The organism is Cellulomonas sp. APG4 (assembly GCF_009996735.1).
GTDB lineage: Bacteria > Actinomycetota > Actinomycetes > Actinomycetales > Cellulomonadaceae > Actinotalea.
This window is the reverse complement of sequence record NZ_JAACYI010000044.1, coordinates 1-6,395: the sequence shown is the minus strand read 5'-3', so window position 1 is coordinate 6,395 and position 6,395 is coordinate 1. Positions and strand designations below refer to the sequence as shown.

Below are 6,395 nucleotides of genomic sequence, written 5' to 3'. Positions count from 1 at the left end.
CCACCGGCCCACCATCACCACCGGTGGTCTGCGACGTCCGCCGGCGCCCGGCCGGGTCCAGCGCGTAGGTCGTGCTCACCCCACCCTGGGACAACGACGCCGCCGCATCGGTGTCGAAGTACCCCACCACCAGGTCACCACCGGCCACACCCGCCAGGGTGTCGGCCCCGGGGACCAGCAGCTGACGACCCAACGCGTCATAGGAGTACTCACCCGCGACATCGGACCGCGCAAGCACCCGGTCCGCCCCGTCGTACTCCCACGCGCGCGAGGCCGACTCCAGCACCTGACCGGCGCAGTCGACCTCACGCACCTGCACCGCATGCGAGAGACGATTCCCGTTCACATCGAACGTGTACTGCCCCGTGCGACACACCCCACCCGAGGAGTCCCGCACCCCCACCAGGCGCGCGGCCGCGTCGAACGCGAACTGCTGGGCGCGAGACCCGCCGTCGGGCGCCGGACCCTCGACCGAGACGATCCGGCCCTGTGCATCACGGCCCAGTGACCAGCCCACCAGCTCGACCGGCTCACCCTCGACCAGACCCTGATACGCCAGGGCCGACTCCTCCCCGGCCCGGCCGAACGTCGCCGTCTGTGTCAGGCCACCCGGCAACGACTGCGACACGATGTTGCCCGCCGCGTCATACGACGCGGTGAACGTCCCCGCACCCGACATCGTCTGCGACGTCACCAGACCACGCCGCTCACCGGCACCGTCGTAGGTGTAGCTCACCGTGCCCGTGGGATCGGTGACCTGGGCGACCCGCCCAGCCGCGTCGAACGCCGTCGTCGTCACCTGACCGTCGGTGTCCGTGTAGGTCACCTGCCGGCCCCACAGGTCGTAGGCCGTGGAGATGCGACCCGCCTCGGCCCCATCAGGTCCGACGGAGACCGTCGCGGTCACCTGACCCGTGGCCGGGTCGTACTCCGTGCGCGTGGCCGGCACCGGGGTCGATCCCTCGAGCCCCACGAGCTGGGTGTGGCTCGCGACCACGCGCCCCGCAGCGTCGAACTCAGTGGTGCTCGTGCGGACCACATCACCGAGCGTCTCGGTCCGCACCGACGCCGCGAGGTACATCGAGTACTCCGCGGTGCGCTCGTCCGGGAGCAGGACGTCCGGGTGGCCCGGGTCGACGCCGTGCCACGTGCGGCACGTGAGCCCTGCCCACTGGGGTGCGTTGCCGCACACCGCGTTCTCGTCGGCCTGGGCGCCGGCGGTGTAGTAGGCCGTGTACGTCGTTGCCGGGTCTCCGCCGTCGGCTGAGGACGGCTGGCGCGACTCGACCACCCGACCGTCGGCGTCGTAGCGCGTCGTGCTGGTGATCGCGTCGCCACCACTGCCCGTGGTCGTCCTGGTGGCCGCTCCGAGCATCCAGCCCGACGTCGGATCCAGCTCGCCGGCGGTGTCGATCGGCGAGTACCCGCTCGAGGAGACCGCCACGACAGGCTCGCCCTCGGCGACCGGCACCTCCGGATCTGCAGACCCGGAGAGCGGATCGGCCTCCGTCACCGTGACCGTCGTCGGCAGCCGGAACGCGAGCCCGGTCCGCGGGTTCACGCCGTCGTTGGGCGCGTTCTCGTCGTACGTGGTGTGCGTGTGCGTGCGCACGAGGTCCACGGACCCGTCGGGACGTGTCACCTCCCGGGCGGGGCTCCACACGTCCGTCACGAGCGTGCCCGCCGGGGTCAGCACCGCACCTTGGGCGATCGAGCCGCCGTCGTGCGTGATGGTCTCCTTGGCCGTGACGTCCGCGTTGTAGCGGGTGATGGTCGCGTAGGAGTTGATGGTCGCGGCGTCGGCCGGGCCGTCGAGTGCACGGAGCTGGGCGATCGCGCCTTGGTCCAGCTCGTGCGTCACACGCCCCGCGGTGTCGTACCGGGTCGAGGTGAGCTGCCACGCGCCGGCACCGAAGGCCGCCGTGTTGACGACGCGCCCCTGGTCGTCGGTGTACTGGAGGTCCGCGTACGGCCAGTCGGCGGAGGTCACCGACCCTGGCGCCGATCCCGCGACGCCGGGACGGTCGGCCCCGAACACTGCGGCTCCGTAGGCCGGGACCTGCTCCTGACCCCAGGTGGAGGCCTGCGCGAACGACGGCAGCGCCGCGGGCTGCGCCGACGGGTCGATGCCGTAGACGAACCTCGCGAGCCGCACGGCTGGCCCACCCGACTCAGCCGCAGCCCGGTCCACCGTCACGAGCGCCTTCGCGTCCACCGGCGCCGTGCCGTAGGCGAGCGTGAAGCGCGCCTGCCCCGAGGGCGTCACCCCGGTGAGCAGCGGCTGCCCCGACGACGACGTGCCGGAGTAGTGGTACGTCACGGCGAGTCCGGTACGCGGGTCCGTCACCTGGTAGAGCCGCTTCGTCGAGTGGTAGCGGTACTCGGCGACGGACACACGAGCCATGCCCGCGCCGCCCGCGCGCTGCGGGTCGAAGGCCTCGTACTCGATCCGGCTGACCTGCCCTGCGATGTCGCCCGAGTTGGTGCCCGCCGTGGTGGTCGTCGCGTAGGTCACGTGGATCGCCCGGCACCCCGGCACCAGCGCACCCGTCGACGGGCAGGTCACGCCCGGCGGGACGGGTGCCAGGATCCGGGTGATGCGCCCCTGGGCGTCGCGCGTGAAGGTCGTCTGGCCCGCGGCGCCGGGCTCCACCACGGCCGTCGGCGCGAACTCCGTGGGTTGACCGGCCTGGTAAGCGATCGGGCTGAAGCGGGTCACCGTGCCGTCGTCCTCGGTGAACGTGACCACCGTCCCGGCCCCGCTACCTGTGACGTTCAGACGCGCTCCCGCCTCGGCCGTGATCGCGTCGGCCGGGGTGTACGTGCCGGTCTTCAGGTGGACGCGGCCCGTGCCCGGCTGCCGGTAGAGCAGTGCCGAGCCCTCCTCGTCGACGAGCGCGAGGGTGCCGTCGACCGTCGTGTTGTCCACGACCTCCCAGCCGGCAACGCCGATGTCCGTGCCGTCGAACGATGCGCGCCACCCCGGCCCGAAGACGGACTCCTCGGTGCCGGCGAGTGAGGAGTACACACGCGAGACGGACAGGTCACCCACGTACCCGGGCACCGAGACATCAGTGGTGCTCGTGTTGAACTCGCCCGTCCACAGCGCGACCTGACCCGGGCCGGCCTCGGCGACTGGGAAGCTGTCGCCGAAGGCGTGCGGCACCCGCACCACGGTCGCCTGACCGTCCGATGCGGTCCAGGTGCACCGGGTCGAGGCGGGTGAGGAGTAGGCGTAGCAGACCTGCACATCGAGCATGAGCGGCACCCGCTCCTTGCCCAGGCTCGCCGCCGCGGCCGCGGCCGACCACCGGTAGCTGACCGCCGTCGATCCCCCCACCTGCACCGCGGGCAGGGTCGTCGCGGCCGTCCACCCCGTCGTCGAACCCTTGACGTCGTCGAAGTTGGCGGGCTCGGCCCCACCCGACGCGCGCCAGTACACCGTGGGCGTCACCGTCCCGGTGGACGGCGCAGGGGCGGAGGCCGTGACCGTGAAGACGTCGGTGGACTTCAGCTCCGCAGCCGGCGACGTGAGCCGCGGGCCCCCCGTCCCGAAGGTGAAGGCCCGGGTGGACGACACCCAGCCAGCCTTGTCCACGGCCCGCACCTCGAGGCGGTGGGAACCCGTCTTGGGCGCCCAGGACAGCGTGGCCTTAGGCGGCGTCCCCGAGGCAGCGAGCGACTTCCACGCGCCGCCGTCGAGGCTGTACTCGTACCGCACCACGTCAGCCGAGGAGCTGAAGGTGAACGTGTTGCTGGCGGGTGCCGGGTCGTACCACTGTCCGGTCGCGTAGGCCGTCGACGTCACGGTCGGCATCGCGGGCGCCGACACGTCGACCACGAACGAGCCCATGGACTGCGAGGCCAGCGAGGTCAGGGAATCGTCCGAGGCCCACGAGCGGGCTGTGTAGGTCTTGCCGTCCGTCAGTGCCGCGATCGACGTGTTCGCGGTCATGAACGAGACGGAGCCCGAGGTGACCCTGGCCCCCATCACCTTGTTCCACACCGGCGTGCTGGTGCCGCTGGGGATGACGTCGAACAGGGCGCGCACGTTGCCGCCGTCCGGGTCTGCCACCACCGCCTGCATGTTCGGGCGGACCGTCTTGACGTACAGCACCTTGTCGGTCGCTGTGCTGCTCGGGTACCAGGCCCACTGCCCGGCCCCGTACGACGACGTGCGAGGCGTCGAGGGGTAGGAGTTGTAGCTCACGACCACGGTCGGCTTCGCGCTCGACGCGTTGCCGGAGTTGAACCGCTTCCAGCCGTAGTTGTCGGTCTCCGAGGCTGCGCGCAGGCCGATGCCGTGCGACGTCGCGCTGTGGTCTGCCCAGAAGCGGGCGAGCCCGGTGATGTTGACGGCCGACCAGCCGTCAGCACACGACGAGGAGTAGCCGCGCGTGTCGGTGACGGAGTACCACTTCTTCTTCCACGACGGCTGCGAGCCCCAGCGCGTGGCAGTCGACGCGTTGCCGGCCTCCCAGACCTGCCACTCGCGCGCCGTGCACGACCAGGAGTGGTACTGCCACAGTCGCAGCTCCGCAGAAAGGACCTGGCGCCCCTGGATCGCGCCCGTCGAGATGTTGAGGAACGAACGGTTCTTCGACGCGCCACCGTTGTACGTACCGATACGCAGGTCGACACCGGTCGAGTTGTCCGCCGAGATGTCCGAGGCGACGAAGGTGTCGAACGAAACCGTCAGGTTGACCGACGGGTCCACCACCACCGGGTACGTGGTGGACGGGTCGGTGAGGAAGTCGCCCGGCGTCATCACGAGGTCGGCCTGACCGCCGTCGGTGCTCACCTCGGTGGGGACCAGCTCGCTGCGCCCCGGCCCCTGCGCGACGTCGTCCTGCTGGCTCACGGTCCCCGCCAGGTCGGCACCCACGGGTTCGTTCGCCCAGAGGCCCAGGCCGCTGGGCGTCCAGTCCTCCGCGATGGGCGCGGCGAGCTGGGCATCGTGCGTCGCGTCCCACATCATCGGGGCCGCGACGCTCACGGCCTCCGTCTCGTCGGGCGCGAGGATCCGGACGCCGCCGTCCTCGGTCTGCTCCGCTGCCCCGGTCTTGCTCGCGAGGCCGATCGGCAGCTCCAGGGCCGTCGCCTCGGCGGACGAAGGCCGCGCGCGGAGGACGAAGAACTGCTCGACGCCCGTGCCTGTCACCTCGAGCACCATGTCGATGCCGGGCTCGACGTCGCGGTACGTGGCGCGAGGTCCGGCGACCTCCGGGTCGGGGAGGTCGCCCGGCCAGGTCAGCTCGGTCGCAATCCCCGTCGTGGGGTCGGTGACCTCGGCGACCACGCTCACGCCGTCAGACCCGGCCCGCTCGCCACCGGAGAGAGTCATGTCTGCGACGTGTGCGACCGGTGCGAGCCGCCCCCCCGGAGCGCCACCGAGGGTCGCATCGGCCTGGGCCCAGTCCTCGGGAGCCGTGCCGTCACCGCCGAGCCTCACCCACACCGGGCCCGTCGCCATCGCGGCCTGCCACGTCCCGTCCGGCATCGCGTAGACGGACTGCGTCTCGGTGCGCTGGGAGAGGTCCTCGACACGCCTGCCAGAGGAGCGCGCATTGGCCGACGCGGAGAACCCGTCAGGAGCGGTCAGCTCTTCGGGCTGCGTCTCGACCTCGGGCTCTGCGACTGCTCGATCGACCGCCGAAGGCGCGACCGGCGCGAAGCCCGTCACACCAACCATCACCCCGACGGCACCGGCGACCACAGCGGTCCGCCGCCGCCAAGAACCCGGCACACCCACGCACGTCTGGAGCACACCCACGGCCGCTCATCCCCTGCTCAGGTGAGGGCGCGTCCACGCACCGCCCACCAGCCACCGGACGCTCCCTGCGAGCCCGGCCCCAGCAGGCCCGAGAGCCGCGGTGAGCAGAACGTACAGTCACGGATCCTGTGACGGGTGGGACTTGCGGAGAGATCACCCGATGAGCGCAGCGGGGGGTCTCGCGCCCAGCGGTTCGCGTTCGATGCGGCTGCGCGCCTGGTGGGGGTGGAGGACTCCTCGGGTGGGGTGTGCCGGACGGGGCAGTACACGTTCGACGTGAACGGCAATCGTCTCTCGCATGCGGTGCAGGTGCGTGAGGTCGACTGCGCCGGTCAGGTGCTGGAGTCGGCCACGCGTGGGTGGCAGTACGACGGGGCGGACCGGGTGCGTGCGCGGTCCGATGTCGCGGGTGAGTACTCCTATGACGCGTTGGGTCGTCAGCTGCTGGTCCCCGGGGCCGACACCCCGGCGGGTGTGGCCGGTGGTGACCTGGTGGTGGGGTACTTCGACACCGATGCTGCGGCGTCGTTGTCCCAGGGTGGGGTGAGCGCGACCTACGCGCTGGACCCGGCCGGGCGCCGGCGGACGTCGCAGACCACCGGCGGTGATGACGGGCCCGCGA

At 71.6% G+C, this 6,395-nt stretch carries 2 protein-coding genes; one reads left to right on the top strand and one right to left on the bottom strand.

The window, feature by feature from the left end:
- Nucleotides 1–5,692: DNRLRE domain-containing protein (locus GXB85_RS17700; protein ID WP_161918986.1), on the bottom strand; the 5,692-nt coding region annotated here is incomplete at its 3' end.
- A 357-nt stretch (nucleotides 5,693–6,049) separates the two neighbouring features.
- Here GXB85_RS17700 and GXB85_RS17695 point away from each other — a divergent pair.
- A partial coding sequence (locus GXB85_RS17695; RefSeq protein WP_161918985.1) for a hypothetical protein occupies nucleotides 6,050–6,395 on the top strand: 346 nt, incomplete at its 3' end.